At 61.0% G+C, this 15,303-nt stretch carries 17 protein-coding genes and 1 pseudogene; 10 read left to right on the top strand and 8 right to left on the bottom strand.

Features of this window, described 5'->3' with window-relative positions:
• Nucleotides 1-2: 2 nt before the first annotated feature.
• The 4 genes and pseudogenes from AACY18_RS07900 to AACY18_RS28010 all read right to left on the bottom strand — a co-directional run.
• Complete coding sequence (locus AACY18_RS07900) at nucleotides 3-770, bottom strand: uroporphyrinogen-III synthase (protein WP_339430470.1); 768 nt, start codon at nucleotides 768-770, stop codon at nucleotides 3-5.
• On the bottom strand, nucleotides 767-1,708 hold the full coding sequence (gene hemC / locus AACY18_RS07895; protein ID WP_339430471.1) for a hydroxymethylbilane synthase: 942 nt from the start codon (nucleotides 1,706-1,708) through the stop codon (nucleotides 767-769). The genes AACY18_RS07900 and hemC overlap by 4 nt, the downstream gene beginning before the upstream one ends.
• Before the next feature lie 138 nt (nucleotides 1,709-1,846).
• The gene (locus AACY18_RS07890) at nucleotides 1,847-2,593 is read right to left on the bottom strand and encodes a LytR/AlgR family response regulator transcription factor (RefSeq protein WP_339430472.1); all 747 of its coding nucleotides are present in this window, start codon (nucleotides 2,591-2,593) and stop codon (nucleotides 1,847-1,849) included.
• Nucleotides 2,590-2,730, bottom strand: a pseudogene (locus AACY18_RS28010) (sensor histidine kinase); the annotation flags it as partial. The gene AACY18_RS07890 and the pseudogene AACY18_RS28010, both read right to left, overlap by 4 nt.
• A gap of 332 nt (nucleotides 2,731-3,062) precedes the next feature.
• On the opposite strand from AACY18_RS28010, the gene argH reads away from it, so the two are divergent.
• Complete coding sequence (gene argH / locus AACY18_RS07885) at nucleotides 3,063-4,466, top strand: argininosuccinate lyase (RefSeq protein ID WP_339430473.1); 1,404 nt, start codon at nucleotides 3,063-3,065, stop codon at nucleotides 4,464-4,466.
• Nucleotides 4,467-4,571: 105 nt separating this feature from the next.
• On the opposite strand, the gene AACY18_RS07880 is transcribed toward argH, so the two are convergent.
• Complete coding sequence (locus AACY18_RS07880) at nucleotides 4,572-5,231, bottom strand: glutathione S-transferase family protein (protein ID WP_339430474.1); 660 nt, start codon at nucleotides 5,229-5,231, stop codon at nucleotides 4,572-4,574.
• A 127-nt stretch (nucleotides 5,232-5,358) separates the two neighbouring features.
• Here AACY18_RS07880 and AACY18_RS07875 point away from each other — a divergent pair, with 127 nt between their 5' ends.
• The 3 genes from AACY18_RS07875 to AACY18_RS07865 all read left to right on the top strand — a co-directional run bounded on the left by AACY18_RS07875 (nucleotide 5,359) and on the right by AACY18_RS07865 (nucleotide 9,184).
• Complete coding sequence (locus tag AACY18_RS07875; protein WP_339430475.1) at nucleotides 5,359-5,646, top strand: hypothetical protein; 288 nt, start codon at nucleotides 5,359-5,361, stop codon at nucleotides 5,644-5,646.
• 254 nt (nucleotides 5,647-5,900) lie between these two features.
• Nucleotides 5,901-6,146 (top strand): TIGR02647 family protein, encoded by a 246-nt coding sequence (locus AACY18_RS07870; RefSeq protein WP_003229392.1) that lies wholly within the window; start codon nucleotides 5,901-5,903, stop codon nucleotides 6,144-6,146.
• Between the two features lie 194 nt (nucleotides 6,147-6,340).
• Entirely contained in the window at nucleotides 6,341-9,184 is a 2,844-nt protein-coding gene (locus AACY18_RS07865) for a class I adenylate cyclase (RefSeq protein ID WP_339464642.1), read from the top strand.
• A gap of 7 nt (nucleotides 9,185-9,191) precedes the next feature.
• Here the strand turns inward: AACY18_RS07865 and rnk are convergent, their stop codons facing one another.
• The 3 genes from rnk to cyaY all read right to left on the bottom strand — a co-directional run bounded on the left by rnk (nucleotide 9,192) and on the right by cyaY (nucleotide 10,290).
• Nucleotides 9,192-9,602: a nucleoside diphosphate kinase regulator gene (gene rnk, locus AACY18_RS07860; protein WP_221730835.1), complete on the bottom strand. Its 411-nt coding sequence runs from the start codon at nucleotides 9,600-9,602 to the stop codon at nucleotides 9,192-9,194.
• Between the two features lie 129 nt (nucleotides 9,603-9,731).
• Nucleotides 9,732-9,953 (bottom strand): DUF1289 domain-containing protein, encoded by a 222-nt coding sequence (locus tag AACY18_RS07855; RefSeq protein ID WP_339430477.1) that lies wholly within the window; start codon nucleotides 9,951-9,953, stop codon nucleotides 9,732-9,734.
• Between the two features lie 4 nt (nucleotides 9,954-9,957).
• On the bottom strand, nucleotides 9,958-10,290 hold the full coding sequence (gene cyaY, locus AACY18_RS07850) for an iron donor protein CyaY (RefSeq protein ID WP_339430478.1): 333 nt from the start codon (nucleotides 10,288-10,290) through the stop codon (nucleotides 9,958-9,960).
• 302 nt (nucleotides 10,291-10,592) lie between these two features.
• On the opposite strand from cyaY, the gene lptM reads away from it, so the two are divergent.
• From lptM to AACY18_RS07820, 6 genes are read left to right on the top strand one after another with little or no spacing between them, the layout of a single operon-like run.
• Entirely contained in the window at nucleotides 10,593-10,766 is a 174-nt protein-coding gene (gene lptM, locus AACY18_RS07845) for an LPS translocon maturation chaperone LptM (RefSeq protein ID WP_007911098.1), read from the top strand.
• A 9-nt stretch (nucleotides 10,767-10,775) separates the two neighbouring features.
• On the top strand, nucleotides 10,776-12,023 hold the full coding sequence (gene lysA / locus AACY18_RS07840; RefSeq protein ID WP_339430479.1) for a diaminopimelate decarboxylase: 1,248 nt from the start codon (nucleotides 10,776-10,778) through the stop codon (nucleotides 12,021-12,023).
• A gap of 3 nt (nucleotides 12,024-12,026) precedes the next feature.
• The gene (gene dapF / locus AACY18_RS07835) at nucleotides 12,027-12,857 is read left to right on the top strand and encodes a diaminopimelate epimerase (RefSeq protein WP_339430480.1); all 831 of its coding nucleotides are present in this window, start codon (nucleotides 12,027-12,029) and stop codon (nucleotides 12,855-12,857) included.
• Nucleotides 12,858-12,870: 13 nt separating this feature from the next.
• Complete coding sequence (locus AACY18_RS07830) at nucleotides 12,871-13,596, top strand: DUF484 family protein (RefSeq protein ID WP_221730839.1); 726 nt, start codon at nucleotides 12,871-12,873, stop codon at nucleotides 13,594-13,596.
• Nucleotides 13,597-13,598: 2 nt separating this feature from the next.
• Nucleotides 13,599-14,498, top strand: coding sequence for a tyrosine recombinase XerC (xerC, locus tag AACY18_RS07825; protein WP_339464641.1), 900 nt, complete (start codon nucleotides 13,599-13,601; stop codon nucleotides 14,496-14,498).
• The gene (locus AACY18_RS07820; RefSeq protein WP_339430482.1) at nucleotides 14,495-15,202 is read left to right on the top strand and encodes an HAD family hydrolase; all 708 of its coding nucleotides are present in this window, start codon (nucleotides 14,495-14,497) and stop codon (nucleotides 15,200-15,202) included. Before xerC ends, AACY18_RS07820 begins: the two co-directional genes overlap by 4 nt.
• Nucleotides 15,203-15,303 lie beyond the last annotated feature (101 nt).

The following is a 15,303-nucleotide window of genomic DNA, read 5'->3' as shown; positions in this document are numbered from 1 at the left end:
CATTAGAAAACGGGCACGGGATGCTCCCGTAGCGCCGTCAGCAAAGCCGCGGCACTCGCGCCGCGACAATCCACAACTGTTTGGGCCCCGGCGGCAACTGCCAGCTCGGCGACCCTTGGGCTTGGAACAAACAACGGCAACTGCGCAATCGCAGGCCATGCATCACCGGCCATCCGGCGCAGATGCTCAAAACCCTGTCCACTGCTGACCACCAGCCCATTCAAGCGTTCCGCTTCGATACGCCACGGCAACTCTCGCGGCGCATACGCTGGCAGATCGCGTCGATACAACTCCAAGTACTCGACACTAGCACCAAGCTCGCGCAAGCGCTCGGCGAGCAGCTCGCGGCCGCCCTCCCCACGCAGGATCAAAACCTGCGAACCGGGCCGGGCCACAGCTTCACCCAGACGCGGCAATTGCAGCAAGGCTTCGCTGTCATCGCCTTCTGCCGGGAAGCTCACATCGAGGCCGTGATCCTTGAGAATCTGCGCAGTCGCCGCACCGACGCTAAACCACGGCATCGCCAGAGACTGCATGCCATGGGCCTTGAGCAGATCCACTGCAATTCTTGCCGCCGGTTTGCTCACCACGATCACCGCGCTGCAACCGGGCAGCCGCGTAATCGCCTGACGTATTTTGTCAGAGACCGGCAGCGGTGCAATTTCCAAAAGCGGCAGGCAATTGCTGAAAACCCCCTGCGCGGCCAACGTCTCGGCGAGCGCCGCACAGTCATCGGCAGGGCGCGTCAGCAGCAGGCGCCAACCGGTCACTCGTGACCTGCCTCGCCGTACACCGCTTTGAGAATGTCAGCGGCACCCTGGCTGAGCAGGTCTTCAGCGACCCGCACGCCCAAGGCTTCGGCATCCGCGCGCGGTGCCCGGGCTTGGGCGCTGAGCAGCTTGCCGCCGCTCGGTTCGCCCACCAGACCACGCAACCACAATTGCTCGCCTTCGAGCACGGCGTAGCAGGCGATCGGCACTTGGCAGCCGCCATTCAAATGTTTGTTGAGTGCGCGTTCGGCCGTGACACGCGAAGTGGTATCGGCGTGATGCAGTGGCGCCAGCAAAGCGTGAATTTCGGTATCGGCGCTGCGGCACTCGATGCCGACCGCGCCCTGACCACCGGCCGGCAGGCTGTCGTCGACACTGATGGCCGACGTGATGCGGTCTTCGAAACCGAGGCGAATCAGCCCGGCCGCCGCGAGGATGATCGCGTCATACTCCCCGGCATCGAGCTTGGCCAGGCGAGTGTTGACGTTGCCGCGCAGGAAACGGATTTCCAGATCCGGGCGGCGGGTGAGCAACTGCGCCTGACGACGCAGACTGGAGGTGCCGACGATGCTACCGGCTGGCAAGGCATCAAGACTGGCATAGGTATTGGAAACGAAAGCGTCGCGCGGATCTTCACGCTCGCAGATACAGAACAGTCCCAGACCTTCAGGAAAGTCCATCGGCACGTCTTTCATCGAATGGACGGCGATGTCGGCTTCGTTTTCCAGCAGCGCGGTTTCCAGTTCCTTGACGAACAGGCCCTTGCCGCCGATCTTCGACAGCGGCGAGTCGAGCAGCTTGTCGCCGCGACTGACCATGGGCACCAGCGTCACCAGCAGACCCGGATGGGCCGCTTCCAGACGGGCTTTGACGTATTCGGCCTGCCAAAGGGCCAGTGCACTTTTTCGGGTGGCGATGCGGATTTCGCGAGAAGACATGGATCAATCCGTACTGAATAGATACGGCGGATAATAACAGCTCAGTCAAATCCACTTTGACTTGAATCAGAAACGGCGCGGCCTCCCTGGCCTGCGATGCCCGGTAAAGAGAAATGTGAACCGCCCGGAAAGGCCAGGTTACAGGCCCTGCATCATTTTGCGCACACCCGCCACATGCCGGCGGCTGACAATCAACGCGTCGCCATTGAGCCCTTTCAGAAAGAGCTGGAAATGCCCCAGCGGCGTGCGTTGCAGACGTTCGATCCGGTCGCGGGCGACCAGCGCGTTACGGTGGATGCGCACAAAGCGTTCACCAAATTCGTCTTCAAGGGCCTTGAGCGGTTCGTCCAGCAGCACCTCGCCAGACTCGTGGCGCAAGGTCACGTATTTATGGTCGGCGATGAAGTAGACCACCTGATCCAGCGGGATCAGTTCGATACCTTTGCGGGTGCGAGCGCTGATGTGACTGCGCGGGCCGTTGCCGCTTTCGGCAGCGGGACGGGTCAGGGCCGAGAGTTGCGCCCGGCTGGGACGCTCAGCCCGTTTCAGGGCGTCATGCAAGTGTTCGGTTCGCACAGGTTTCACCACATAGCCCACGGCGCTGGCCTGCAGGGCTTCCACGGCAAATTCATCGGGACTGGTGCAAAACACCACGGCCGGCGGCGTTTCTCGTTCGCACAGACGGGCAGCGACCTGCAGGCCGTCCAGGCCCGGCATGCGGATATCGATCAGCACGATATCCGGTTTGTGGCTGTCGATCAGTGCCAACGCCTCTTCGCCATTCGTAGCGCTGGGCTCCAGGACTGTATAACCCTCAAGCTCGCTCACCATTCGGCTGAGGCGCTCGCGAGCCAGTGGTTCGTCATCAACGATCAGGACATTCATATTGCGCTGGATTCCTGCGTGAGTCTCGCACAAGGATAGCGTAGACAGGTGGAGTGACGTCCGTCACCGCGATCCACGCTAAGACTAGTCCGAGCACCAAAAAGTGCCGTACGTCGGCCAGCAATATTTGCCAGTGTCCGGGTCGTACTGCTCAAAGCCCGCTGTTTCCCGCGTTTTTCACGCCGTTTGTCCAAGGACAATACACCCACCCCCTTATTATCAGTCGGCGGCCAGACCCTTTCGCGATCTGCACTCGCGCCGACCCTTATGTCCAACTGTAGACGCTCGTCGGGCCGATATTGCTCAATCGGAAAATATCCTTGCGCAAATCCCCCGGCGACCGCGACGACTATGGACGAGCAGATGAGAAAAAAACGTATCGACCAGTGTCAGCGACAGCAATGGCAACCCTGTTATTATCCGCGCCAGCGTTTCACGCCTTTTTCTTCAAGCCGATACGAGCGAATTCATGAGCACTGACAAGACCAATCAGTCCTGGGGCGGCCGCTTCAGTGAACCCGTCGACGCCTTCGTCGCCCGCTTCACCGCCTCCGTCACTTTCGACCAGCGCCTGTATCGCCACGACATCATAGGCTCGATCGCCCACGCCACCATGCTGGCCAAGGTCGGTGTGCTGACAGATGCCGAGCGCGAGAGCATCATCGACGGCCTGAAGACCATTCAGGGCGAAATCGAAGCCGGCCAGTTCGAGTGGCGCATCAAACTCGAAGACGTGCACATGAACATCGAAGCGCGCCTGACTGATCGCATCGGTATCACTGGCAAGAAGTTGCATACCGGGCGCAGCCGCAACGACCAGGTCGCCACCGACATCCGCCTGTGGCTGCGTGACGAGATCGACCTGATCCTCGCCGAAATCACCCGCCTGCAAAAAGGCCTGCTGGAGCAAGCCGAGCGCGAAGCCGCGAGCATCATGCCGGGCTTCACCCATTTGCAGACTGCACAGCCAGTGACCTTCGGGCACCACATGCTGGCCTGGTTCGAAATGCTCAGCCGCGACTACGAACGTCTGGTCGACTGCCGCAAGCGCACCAACCGCATGCCCCTGGGCAGCGCAGCACTCGCTGGCACCACCTACCCGATCGACCGCGAATACACCGCGCAACTGCTGGGCTTCGACGCCGTGGGCGGCAACTCGCTGGACAACGTATCCGATCGTGATTTCGCCATCGAATTCTGTTCGGCCGCGAGCATCGCGATGATGCACCTGTCGCGTTTCTCCGAAGAGCTGGTGCTGTGGACCAGCGCGCAATTCCAGTTCATCGATTTGCCGGATCGTTTCTGCACCGGCAGTTCGATCATGCCGCAAAAGAAAAACCCCGACGTGCCAGAACTGGTGCGCGGCAAGACCGGCCGTGTGTTCGGTGCGCTGATGGGCTTGCTGACCTTGATGAAAGGCCAGCCGCTGGCCTACAACAAGGACAATCAGGAAGACAAAGAGCCGCTGTTCGACGCCGCCGACACGCTGCGCGATTCGCTGCGTGCGTTCGCCGACATGATCCCGGCGATCAAGCCGAAACACGCGATCATGCGTGAAGCGGCGCTGCGCGGTTTCTCCACCGCAACCGATCTGGCCGACTACCTCGTACGCCGTGGCCTGCCGTTCCGTGATTGCCACGAAATCGTCGGCCACGCCGTGAAGTACGGCGTCGACACCGGCAAGGATCTGGCCGAGATGAGCCTGGAAGAACTGCGTCAGTTCAGCGATCAGATCGAGCAGGACGTGTTTGCCGTGCTGACCCTGGAAGGCTCGGTGAATGCCCGTGACCACATCGGCGGCACTGCGCCAGCGCAGGTCAAGGCAGCGGTTGCGCGCGGACAGGCACTGATCGCCAGCCGCCAAAAAGCCTAAAGCTTCGCGAGCAAGCCCGCTCCCACAAGGTACTTATGGTGTTCACCAAAGTGCCTGTGCGGGAGCGGAGTTGCTCGCGAAAGTGACCTGAAAACGCTACAAACCCTACTTCTCAGCCGCGATCATCGCCAAAAACGCCGGCATCGCCGCCTCTTTATCCGCCGCAATTTTCTGCACATGCGGATTCTGCTCAAGCCGCTCCAGTAGCGCTTTCGCCTGCGGCATCTCTGCCAGCAAATCAATGCCGAACAACTTCTGCCCTACTGCGCAGGCCAACGGCACGCTGTAGAGGAAGTACAAATCCGCGATGCTCAGGCTGTCGCCGGCCACATACGGGGCGAATTTGCCATGTCGGCCCAGCGCCGCAAAACCCAGCAGCAACTCGGTCCTGGTCTTTTCCTTGATCGCCTCCGGCAGCGTCATGCCGAAGAAGGCTTCGCCATAACAGGCGCGTCCCGGCAGCTCGATATACAACTCGATCTCTTTGGCAATCGCCAGCACCTGCGCGCGCTCGAATGGATCGCTTGGCAGCAGCGGCGTGCCTTTGTGCGTCTGTTCGAGGTATTCGAGAATGATCGCTGTTTCATTGATGAACCCGCCGTCGACGCCCAGCACCGGCACTTTGCCGCGCGGGCTGATCGCCAGCGAATCCGGGGTCTGCGCGGGGTAAAACGTGACCTCTTCGAACGGCAGGCCTTTTTCCATCAACGCCAGCTTGACCATGTTGTAGTAGTTACTGACAGAGAATCCATAAAGCTTGAACATCACATAGCCTCCAGGCCGTGCGGGGGGAGTGGGCAGTGCCTGTTTATAGATCGCATACGCGATTCCCGCCAGCAGCATCACGCCACTGAATGCGGGTAAACTGGCGACTTTCCTTGAGGAGCCTGCCATGAGCGAGCCGACAGACATCAATACTGACGACGACGAAGAGTTCACCGAGTCCACGCTGATCGAAGCCATCGAAAACCAGATCGAAAGCGACAACCCGCCTGCGGCCAAGGCAACCTTCAACAAGTTGACCCTGGTCGGTTACGAGCGTGAGGATATCCTCAACTTGATGGCCCACGTTCTGGCCTACGAAATCGACGCCATGCTCGATGACGACCGCGCCTTCAATACCGAATGGTATGAGACCGCGTTGCGTGCGCTGCCTGAGTTGCCACCCGAAAAGCAATAGTCGCCGCTTGCCCTGTGGGGGCCTGCTCGCGAAAAGGCCGAACCATTGGAAATATGCGGTGCCTGACGCGCCGCATTCGCGAGCAGGCTCGCTCACACACAATTTCTCACCCCTCCATCCGGCCTTCTGCCAGCCCCTGACTACACTGGAATTCGCCCCCAGACAAAAACCCTGACGCGCACACTGGACAGTCCGCGCCGGCAGGTTCACCTTAGGGGCGCTGTCGTCCAATTCCTAGAAAGTCTGGAGTCCTTATGTCGCTTACCCCTGAGCTGGTTGCCGAACTGGAAGTCCTCGCACTCTTCAACCTGGACAGTTCCCAGGAAGGTTTGAAAATTCATCAGACCGCTGCCCCGAAACACATCGCCGCTGCCAAACGCCTCTTCGAAAAAGAACTGACCGACCAGCCTGATGGCGGGTATCTGACCAGCCTGGGTCGCGATGCTGCGCAAAACGTGCAAACCGTGCTGACGATTCTGAGAGAGCAAGAAACCGCCTGACCCTCCCCGACTTTGCCCACGGGAACTCCTGCCACGGGATTTCCGCGGGCCCATCCGTTCGCCAGCCGTCACCTCGCGATATAAATCTGACGTCAAAAAACAAATTCAGCTTAAAAGTCCCTCTGCGCAAAGGCTAAACTGCCCCACATTCCGAGCCCCTTAACGTCCGAGCCCGCGAGCCGGTTTGAGCTGATATGACGCGCACCCACGAAATCCGCCCCGACCTGGACGAGGGAATTGACCGCAAGGTCCTCAGCCAACTGCGTGCGCGTTTTCTCAAACTCAATGAAGGTCGTCTGGGCCGCGCACTGGAAGGTCTGTCGACGCGCCAGCAAAGCGTGCTGACGCTGTTGCCGCTGTTCTTTCATGTCAATCATCCGCTGCTGCCGGGCTACGTTTCAGGCAGCACGCCGGCGGGCCTGTCCAATTACGAGCCAGACGCCAACGCCCTCGCCGAAGCCCAACGCCTGACCCGATCGTTCTCCTACAAGCCGCGCCACGGCAGTAATCCACCGCGCCCGATTCACGGCCTGTTCCTGATGGGCAGCCTCGGCACGCTGGCCCAGGCCGATCAGAGCGACATGGACGTGTGGGTCTGCCACGCGCCGGACCTGAACGAAAGCGAACTCGCCGAGTTGCGCAAAAAATGTCAGTTGCTGGAAACCTGGGCGGCTACCCAGGGCGCCGAGGCGCATTTTTTCCTGATCGATCCGGTCCGCTTCGTCAAAGGTGAGCGCGACACCCAGCTCAGTTCCGAAGACTGCGGCACCACTCAGCACTATCTGCTGCTGGACGAGTTCTACCGCACCGCAATCTGGCTGGCCGGGCGCACGCCAATCTGGTGGCTGGTGCCGGTTTACCAAGAAACGGCCTACGATACTTACACTCACACGCTGATTTCCAAGCGCTTCATCCGCGCCGACGAGACCCTCGACCTCGGACATCTGGCGACGATTCCGCCGGGGGAGTTCATCGGCGCCGGGTTGTGGCAGCTGTTCAAGGGCATCGAGTCACCCTACAAGTCGGTGCTCAAACTGCTGCTGACCGAGGTCTACGCCAGCGAACACCCCAAGGTGCATTGCCTGAGCCTGCGCTTCAAGCAAGCGGTGTTCGCCAACCGGCTGGATCTGGATGAACTGGACCCGTACATGGTCGTGTACCGGCGCATCGAGGAATACCTTACCGCCCGCAACGAGCCAGAGCGCCTGGAACTGGTGCGCCGAGCGCTGTACCTGAAGGTCAACCGCAAACTCACTGGCAATAGCCGCACTCAGAGCTGGCAGCGCGCCTTGCTCGAACGTCTGGCCAGCGAGTGGCATTGGGATCAACGGCAACTGGCGCTGCTCGATAGCCGTAGCCAGTGGAAAGTCCGTCAGGTCAGCGCCGAACGCCGGGCGCTGGTCAACGAGTTGAATTACAGCTATCGCTTCCTGACCCAGTTCGCCCGTACCGAACAGACCGTCAGCCTGATCAACAAACGCGACCTCAACGTTCTCGGTCGTCGTCTATATGCAGCCTTCGAGCGCAAGGCTGACAAGGTCGAGTTCATCAACCCCGGCATCGCCCCCGATCTGGCCGAAGACACCCTGACGCTGGTGCAGTCGCCGAACAAAAAAGAGCCGGGGCAAACCCAGTGGGGGTTGTACAACGGCAGCCTCACGGCACTTGAGTGGGAACACTTCGCGCCGATCAAGCGCAGTCGCCAGCTACTCGAACTGCTGACCTGGTGCCACCGCAACGGCGTGATTGACAGCAGTACCCGACTGGCCCTGCACCCGGGCACGAGTGACCTGAGCGAGTTCGAGCTGTTCAACCTGCTCGGCAGCCTGCAACAGAGCATCGCCCTGCCCTTGCCCACGGTGGCGGAAGAGCCCTTGCTGCGCGCCGCCGTGCCCGGCGAAGTGCTGATTCTGGTCAATGTCGGCGTCGACCCGCTCAAGCATCACCGTGACCTGAATATCGTGATGACCACCGAACGCACCGACTCGCTGAGCTACGCCGGGGTACGCGAAAACCTCGTGCTGACCCTCGATCAGGTCACGCTCAATAGCTGGAACGAAGTGCTGGTCAACCGCTTCGACGGCCCTCATGCTTTGCTTGATTGCCTGCGCGACTATCTCAACAACCTGCCTCGCGGGCCGATGCAACCGTCGCTGAAGGTGCGTTGTTTCTGCCACAACCGCGCGCAGTTCATCGCCCGCCGTGTTGAAGAAATCGTCGACACGGCACAGCATCTGTTGCTCAGCGAGTTGAATCACCGCTACCTGATTCAGGTGCAGCAGCACTATCACGTTCTGGAGTTGGTGCCCGGCCAGGTCAACCATGTCGCCCTTGCCACCCTGCCCGCCTTGCTCGACTACCTCGGCGAAGAACAGCCGAGCTACAGTCCGTTGCATCTGGACCCGATGGCGCTCGATGAACATGACCTGGCGCTGATCCTGCCGATGGGTCAGCCCGAGTCCATTCAGGTGTTCTACCGGATCACCGAGCAACAGGCCGAGTTGTACGTGCTGGATGAGTTCAACGCATTGTGGCAACAACATTTGCCGTATCACGACGAACAGAGTCTGCTGGTGCCGCTGCAACGATTCCTGCAATCGATCCAGTTCCGGCGTGAAGCGGTGCTGCCGATGGATGCCGGCTCGGCTGCCAGCTTCGAGACGTTGTATTACCAGTTATTGCCGTCTGGCCCGGGACGGGCGCGGCGGGTCGAAGCGCGGCCAGCACCGCAGACACCGGTCAACAAACCGTTCTACGACGTGCAGGCAATTGTCGGCAAAGCCGCACCGGGGCAAGTGCAGGTCACGCTGTATTGCAATCAACGGGAATTCAGCGAGCTGGAACATGGCGACCAACTGTTCAGCGTGGTCGCCCGGGAAATCGTCGAACAGCGCCGCGAGACCGAGCGCTATCGCTGCTACATCACCGACCTGGACCTGTCGGGCCTGCTCGGTGATGGGCAAAGTTCAAGCAATCTGTATCTACGCTACAAGGCGGATCTGGAGCGCGCCCTGAACGAGGCGCTCGAACAGGTCTGAGGCAGGCTTATTCGCGGAAATCGCCGCCGTTGGCCGGCTGCGATTCGACTTCCAGCAAGGTCAGTTTCAGGGTCTTGCCACCGGGTGCCGGCCAGTCGATGTGCTGACCGACCTTCAGGCCCAGCAGCGCACTGCCAACCGGCGCCAGAATCGAGATCTTGCCTTCATCGGCGTTGGCATCCTTGGGATAGACCAACGTCAGGTGATAATCCTTGCCGCTGCTTTCTTCGCGGCAATGCACGCGGGAGTTCATCGTGACGACATCGGCAGGCACTTCTTCGTGGCTGACCAGGGTATCGGCGCGATCCAGTTCGGTTTGCAGCGCGATAACGCCCGGCAGCGTGTCGTCCAGGCTGTCGATCAGGCGCTCCAGACGCTGCACGTCCAGACGAGTAAGGGTGATGGAAGGTGCGGTCATGATCCGAGCAGACTCCTTTCTTCTGCACACAAAAAAAGCAAAACCCCGCCAAAAAAAGACGGGGTTTTCATCAGGCCTCGATGGGTTGAGGCGTGTTCGGACACTATCACAGCTCAAAAAATATACAAGTCACGCCCTTGTGGCGCGACGTTGCTGTGCCTGCGCGCAAATCACCCGCCGCCGCTCATCGTCTGCCGAACGCCACTCGCGAATATCTTCGACATGCCGGAAACAGCCGAGGCAGACCTTTTGTTCGTCCAGCCGGCACACCCCGCTACACGGCGAAGGCACCGCCGGACTGATGTTGCTGTAGAGCGGCTTGGGCGGACGAACGGGAGCGGTGTCAGTCACGGAATCACAGACCTTCGAAGTCGAATTCGGCACCGGCCTGCTGCTTGACGATGCGCTCGAGCATTTCGCCCAACTGCTCTTCGCTCTTGTCGCACATCCAGCGCTCGCTCTCTTCGTCGTAGTCGAAGTGGAAACCACCGGACACGGCCGCCAGCCATAGCTGACGCAATGGCTCCTGACGACTGAAGATCAGCTGCGAGCCGTTTTCGAACTTGACGCTCAGCACGCCGGCCGAACTTTCCAGATCGATATCCAGGTCACTTTCATCAAAGATGTCTTCCAGTTTTTCCTGGGTTTCATCGACCAGATCGTGGAAACGGGCTTCGGACAAACTCATTGCGGCAACCTCAAAAAATGTCTGATCAGGCTCAAGCGCCGAAAGATACGGACGCCGCCGGCCGATTGCAAAGGATAACGACCAAGGACCAAACGCACTACCGGCGGGAGCGGGCTTGCTCGCGAAGAGGCCGGCAAGTTCAACCTGTTCTCGGCCTGACACACCGCTTTTGCGAGCGAGCCCACTCCCACAGGGCATGATGCGTATCCGTGCCCCCGCCGGACGGGAACCCCGTCGCATAGGCAAGCTGCCGGGTGGCCGGTATACTCCGGCGCAATTAACGCATTTTCAAGGATTTCGCCATGAAGCGCCTGATCTCTTCCCTTGCTGCGCTCGTCGCGGTTGCCTGCCTCGTTTCGGCCTGTGGTCAAAAAGGCCCGCTGTACCTGCCGGATGACGATCAGGACCCGGCCGAGCAAGCCCAGTCTTCGCAAAAGCAGCCGTCCAAAGCACACAAGCACGACGTTTACCAATAAGGGATCGCCATGGACGCTTTTAACTACCGTGGCGGGGAGCTGTTCGCGGAAGGTGTGGCGCTGTCCGCCATCGCCGACCGTTTCGGTACGCCCACCTACGTTTATTCGCGCGCACACATCGAAGCCCAGTATCTGGCCTTCGCCGATGCGCTGGCCGGCATGCCGCACCTGGTCTGCTTTGCCGTCAAAGCCAACTCCAACCTCGGCGTTCTGAATGTCCTGGCCCGCCTCGGCGCCGGTTTCGACATCGTTTCGCGTGGGGAACTGGAGCGCGTACTCGCCGCTGGCGGCAGCCCCGACAAGATCGTGTTCTCCGGCGTTGGCAAAACCCGTGACGACATGCGTCGTGCCCTGGAAGTCGGCGTGCACTGCTTCAACGTCGAATCCACTGACGAACTCGAACGCCTGCAAGTCGTCGCCGCCGAGCTGGGCGTTCGCGCCCCGGTTTCGTTGCGTGTGAACCCGGACGTCGACGCCGGCACCCACCCGTACATTTCCACCGGTCTCAAAGAGAACAAGTTCGGCATCGCCATTGCCGACGCCGAAGACGTGTACGTGCGCGCCGCGCATCTGCCGAACCTGGAAGTGATCGGTGTCGATTGCCACATCGGCTCGCAACTGACGACGCTGCCGCCCTTCATCGACGCGCTCGATCGCTTGCTGGCTCTGGTCGACCGTCTCGGCGATTGCGGCATTCACCTGCGCCACATCGATCTCGGTGGTGGTTTGGGTGTGCGTTATCGCGATGAAGAGCCGCCATTGGCCGCTGACTACATCAAAGCCGTGCGCGAGCGCCTGGACGGTCGCGATCTGGCGCTGGTGTTCGAGCCGGGCCGTTTCATCGTCGCCAACGCTGGCGTGCTGCTGACGCAGGTCGAATACCTCAAGCATACCGAACACAAAGACTTCGCCATCGTCGACGCGGCCATGAACGACCTGATCCGCCCGGCGCTGTATCAGGCCTGGATGGACGTCACCGCCGTCAAACCACGCGACACGGCCGCGCGCAAGTACGACATCGTCGGCCCGATTTGCGAAACCGGCGACTTCCTCGCCAAGGACCGTGAGCTCGCGCTGGAAGAAGGCGACTTGCTGACCGTGCATTCGGCCGGTGCCTACGGCTTCGTGATGAGCTCCAACTACAACACCCGTGGCCGTGCCGCCGAAGTGTTGGTAGACGGTGACAAAGTATTTGAAGTGCGCCGCCGCGAAACCGTGGCCGAGCTGTTTGCCGGCGAAAGCCTGCTGCCGGAGTAACCCATGCTGCTGCGTTTTACCAAAATGCACGGCCTGGGCAATGACTTCATGGTTCTCGACCTGGTCAGCCAGCACGCGCACATTCAGCCCAAACACGCCAAGCAGTGGGGCGACAGGCACACCGGCATCGGTTTCGACCAGTTGCTGATCGTCGAAGCACCGAGCAATCCGGACGTGGATTTCCGCTACCGGATCTTCAATTCCGATGGCTCCGAAGTTGAGCAGTGCGGCAACGGTGCGCGCTGCTTCGCCCGCTTCGTGCTCGACAAGCGCCTGACCGCCAAACGCCAGATCCGCGTCGAGACCAAGGGCGGCATCATCGAACTGGACGTGCGTAACGACGGCCAGATCGGTGTGAACATGGGCGCTCCACGCCTGGTGCCGGCGGACATTCCGTTCGAAGCACCGGCGCAGGCTATCAGCTATCAGCTCGAAGTCGACGGCACCACGGTCGAACTGGCCGCCGTGTCGATGGGTAACCCACACGCCGTGCTGCGTGTGCAGGACATCAACAATGCACCGGTGCATGAACTGGGGCCGAAAATCGAACACCACCCGCGCTTCCCGGCGCGGGTCAATGTCGGTTTCCTCCAGGTCATCGACCGCCACCGCGCGCAGTTGCGCGTCTGGGAACGTGGCGCCGGGGAAACCCAGGCCTGCGGCACCGGCGCTTGTGCCGCGGCGGTTGCTGCAATCAGTCAGGGGTGGATGGATTCGCCGCTGTTGATCGACTTGCCCGGCGGGCGTCTGTCCATTGAATGGGCAGGCCCTGGCCAACCGGTGCTGATGACCGGTCCGGCAGTACGTGTATACGAAGGACAAGTGCGTCTTTGAGTGAGCAGAAGCCATGACCGATAAGCCTCAGGTACCCGCCCGACAGTCCGACGAATCAGCGTCCGAGAGCCTGGAGGCGGCAGCGGTTGCCGCATACCTTGAGGCTCATCCGGACTTCTTCGTCGAACACCAGGAACTGCTGCCGGCGATGCGCATTCCCCACCAACGCGGTGACACCGTGTCGCTGGTCGAACGCCAGATGACCATTCTGCGCGACCGCAACATCGAGATGCGTCATCGCCTTTCGCAGTTGATGGACGTCGCCCGCGACAACGACCGGCTGTTTGACAAGACCCGCCGCCTGATCCTCGCCCTGATGGACGCCAGCAGCCTCGAAGACGTGGTCATCTGCGTCGAAGATAGCCTGCGCCAGGACTTTCAGGTGCCTTTTGTCAGCCTCATCCTGCTTGGCGACAACCCGGCCCCGGTCGGCCGCTGGGTCAGCCACGCCGACGCGCAAACCGCCATCGGCGGCTTGCTCACCGAAGGCAAAAGTGTCAGCGGCACCCTGCGTGAACATGAGCTGGACTTCCTGTTTGGCGAAGAACAGCGCAAGCAGATCGGCTCCACCGCCGTGGTCGCCGTCAGCCATCAAGGTATCCACGGGATTCTGGCCATCGCCAGCCGCGACCCGCAGCATTACAAGAGTTCGGTCGGCACGCTGTTCTTAAGCTACATCGCCGAAGTCATGGGCCGCGTGCTGCCACGGGTCAACAGCTCCCTGCGCTCGGTACGCTGAGCATGGAACGGCAACTGGACGCTTACTGCGAACACCTGCGCAGTGAGCGACAGGTGTCGCCGCACACGCTGTCGGCCTACCGCCGCGACCTCGATAAAGTGCTCGACTGGTGCATCAAGCAGAACATCGCCAGTTGGAGCGCGCTGGACATCCAGCGCCTGCGCAGCCTGGTCGCTCGCCTGCATTCACAGGGCCAGTCTTCGCGCAGTCTCGCCCGCTTGTTGTCGGCAGTGCGCGGGCTCTATCACTATCTCAATCGCGAAGGCCTTTGCGACCACGACCCGGCCACCGGTCTGGCGCCCCCGAAAGGCGAACGCCGCCTGCCGAAAACCCTCGACACCGACCGCGCACTGCAACTGCTTGAAGGCGCCGTTGAGGATGATTTTCTGGCACGGCGTGATCAGGCGATTCTGGAGTTGTTCTATTCCTCCGGCCTGCGCCTTTCCGAGCTGACCGGGCTCAATCTCGATCAGCTCGACCTCGCCGACGGCATGGTCCAAGTGCGAGGCAAGGGCAGCAAAACCCGTTTGCTGCCGGTGGGTAAAAAGGCCCGCGAAGCACTGGAGCACTGGCTGCCGTTGCGGGCGATGACCAACCCCGCTGACGACGCCGTGTTCGTCAGCCAGCAAGGCCGGCGCCTTGGCCCGCGAGCGATTCAGGTGCGGGTCAAACTCGCCGGCGAACGCGAACTGGGGCAGAACCTGCATCCGCACATGCTGCGGCACTCCTTCGCCAGCCACTTGCTGGAATCCTCGCAGGATCTGCGCGCGGTGCAGGAACTGCTCGGCCACTCGGACATCAAGACCACGCAGATCTACACCCATCTGGACTTCCAGCACCTGGCGGCGGTCTACGACAGCGCCCATCCACGGGCCAAACGCATGAAAGGCGATGATTCATGAGCATTCAGTTGATCACCTTCGACCTCGACGACACCCTGTGGGATACCGCTCCGGTGATCGCCAGCGCCGAAGCGGTTTTACGCGAATGGTTGAGCGAACACGCACCGAATCTGGGCGCGCTGCCGGTGGAACACTTGTGGTCGATCCGCGAGCGGGTGCTGGCCAATGAACCGGGCCTCAAACACCGCATCAGCGCGCTGCGTCGGCGAGTGCTGTTCCATGCCCTGGAAGAAGCGGGATACACCCACGGCGAAGCCTCGGTTCTGGCGGACAAGAGTTTTGAAGTGTTTCTGCATGCACGGCATCAGATCGAAGTGTTTCCCGAGGTCGAGCCGGTGCTGGAGATTCTCGCCAACCATTACGCCCTCGGCGTGGTCACCAACGGCAATGCCGATGTGCGTCGTTTAGGGCTGGCGGATTACTTCAAGTTCGCGCTGTGCGCCGAGGACATCGGCATTGCCAAACCAGATGCGCGGCTGTTTCACGAAGCCTTGCAGCGTGGTGGCGTGAGCGCTGAGGTGGCCGTACACATTGGCGATCATCCAGGCGACGACATCGCCGGGGCGCAGCAAGCGGGATTACGCGCGGTATGGTTCAACCCGGCGGGCAAAGTCTGGGAAGCGGAGCATTTGCCGGATGCCGAAATTCGCAGCCTGACTGATTTGCCGGCGGTGCTCGCACGCTGGAATGCTTCCTCAAATTGACACACCGCATTCGCGAGCAAGCCCGCTCCCGCGAGGGATAGCGGCGCACCCAAAAAACTTTATTTCAGACATGAAAAAGCCCGCAGCGACGGCGGGCTTTT

The organism is Pseudomonas sp. EA_65y_Pfl2_P74, from assembly GCF_963970575.1.
GTDB lineage: Bacteria > Pseudomonadota > Gammaproteobacteria > Pseudomonadales > Pseudomonadaceae > Aquipseudomonas > Aquipseudomonas baetica_A.
Note: the sequence above shows the minus strand (reverse complement) of the source record. Positions and strands in the feature narration are given on the sequence as shown.

Bases quoted from the DNA above. Each gene is read 5' to 3' on its own strand.
- hemC (WP_339430471.1), bottom strand. From the start codon at position 1,708: ATGTCTTCTCGCGAAATCCGCATCGCCACCCGAAAAAGTGCACTGGCC.
- AACY18_RS07890 (WP_339430472.1), bottom strand. From the start codon at position 2,593: ATGAATGTCCTGATCGTTGATGACGAACCACTGGCTCGCGAGCGCCTC.
- argH (WP_339430473.1), top strand. From the start codon at position 3,063: ATGAGCACTGACAAGACCAATCAGTCCTGGGGCGGCCGCTTCAGTGAA.
- AACY18_RS07880 (WP_339430474.1), bottom strand. From the start codon at position 5,231: ATGTTCAAGCTTTATGGATTCTCTGTCAGTAACTACTACAACATGGTC.
- AACY18_RS07875 (WP_339430475.1), top strand. From the start codon at position 5,359: ATGAGCGAGCCGACAGACATCAATACTGACGACGACGAAGAGTTCACC.
- AACY18_RS07870 (WP_003229392.1), top strand. From the start codon at position 5,901: ATGTCGCTTACCCCTGAGCTGGTTGCCGAACTGGAAGTCCTCGCACTC.
- AACY18_RS07865 (WP_339464642.1), top strand. From the start codon at position 6,341: ATGACGCGCACCCACGAAATCCGCCCCGACCTGGACGAGGGAATTGAC.
- rnk (WP_221730835.1), bottom strand. From the start codon at position 9,602: ATGACCGCACCTTCCATCACCCTTACTCGTCTGGACGTGCAGCGTCTG.
- cyaY (WP_339430478.1), bottom strand. From the start codon at position 10,290: ATGAGTTTGTCCGAAGCCCGTTTCCACGATCTGGTCGATGAAACCCAG.
- lptM (WP_007911098.1), top strand. From the start codon at position 10,593: ATGAAGCGCCTGATCTCTTCCCTTGCTGCGCTCGTCGCGGTTGCCTGC.
- lysA (WP_339430479.1), top strand. From the start codon at position 10,776: ATGGACGCTTTTAACTACCGTGGCGGGGAGCTGTTCGCGGAAGGTGTG.
- dapF (WP_339430480.1), top strand. From the start codon at position 12,027: ATGCTGCTGCGTTTTACCAAAATGCACGGCCTGGGCAATGACTTCATG.
- AACY18_RS07830 (WP_221730839.1), top strand. From the start codon at position 12,871: ATGACCGATAAGCCTCAGGTACCCGCCCGACAGTCCGACGAATCAGCG.
- xerC (WP_339464641.1), top strand. From the start codon at position 13,599: ATGGAACGGCAACTGGACGCTTACTGCGAACACCTGCGCAGTGAGCGA.
- AACY18_RS07820 (WP_339430482.1), top strand. From the start codon at position 14,495: ATGAGCATTCAGTTGATCACCTTCGACCTCGACGACACCCTGTGGGAT.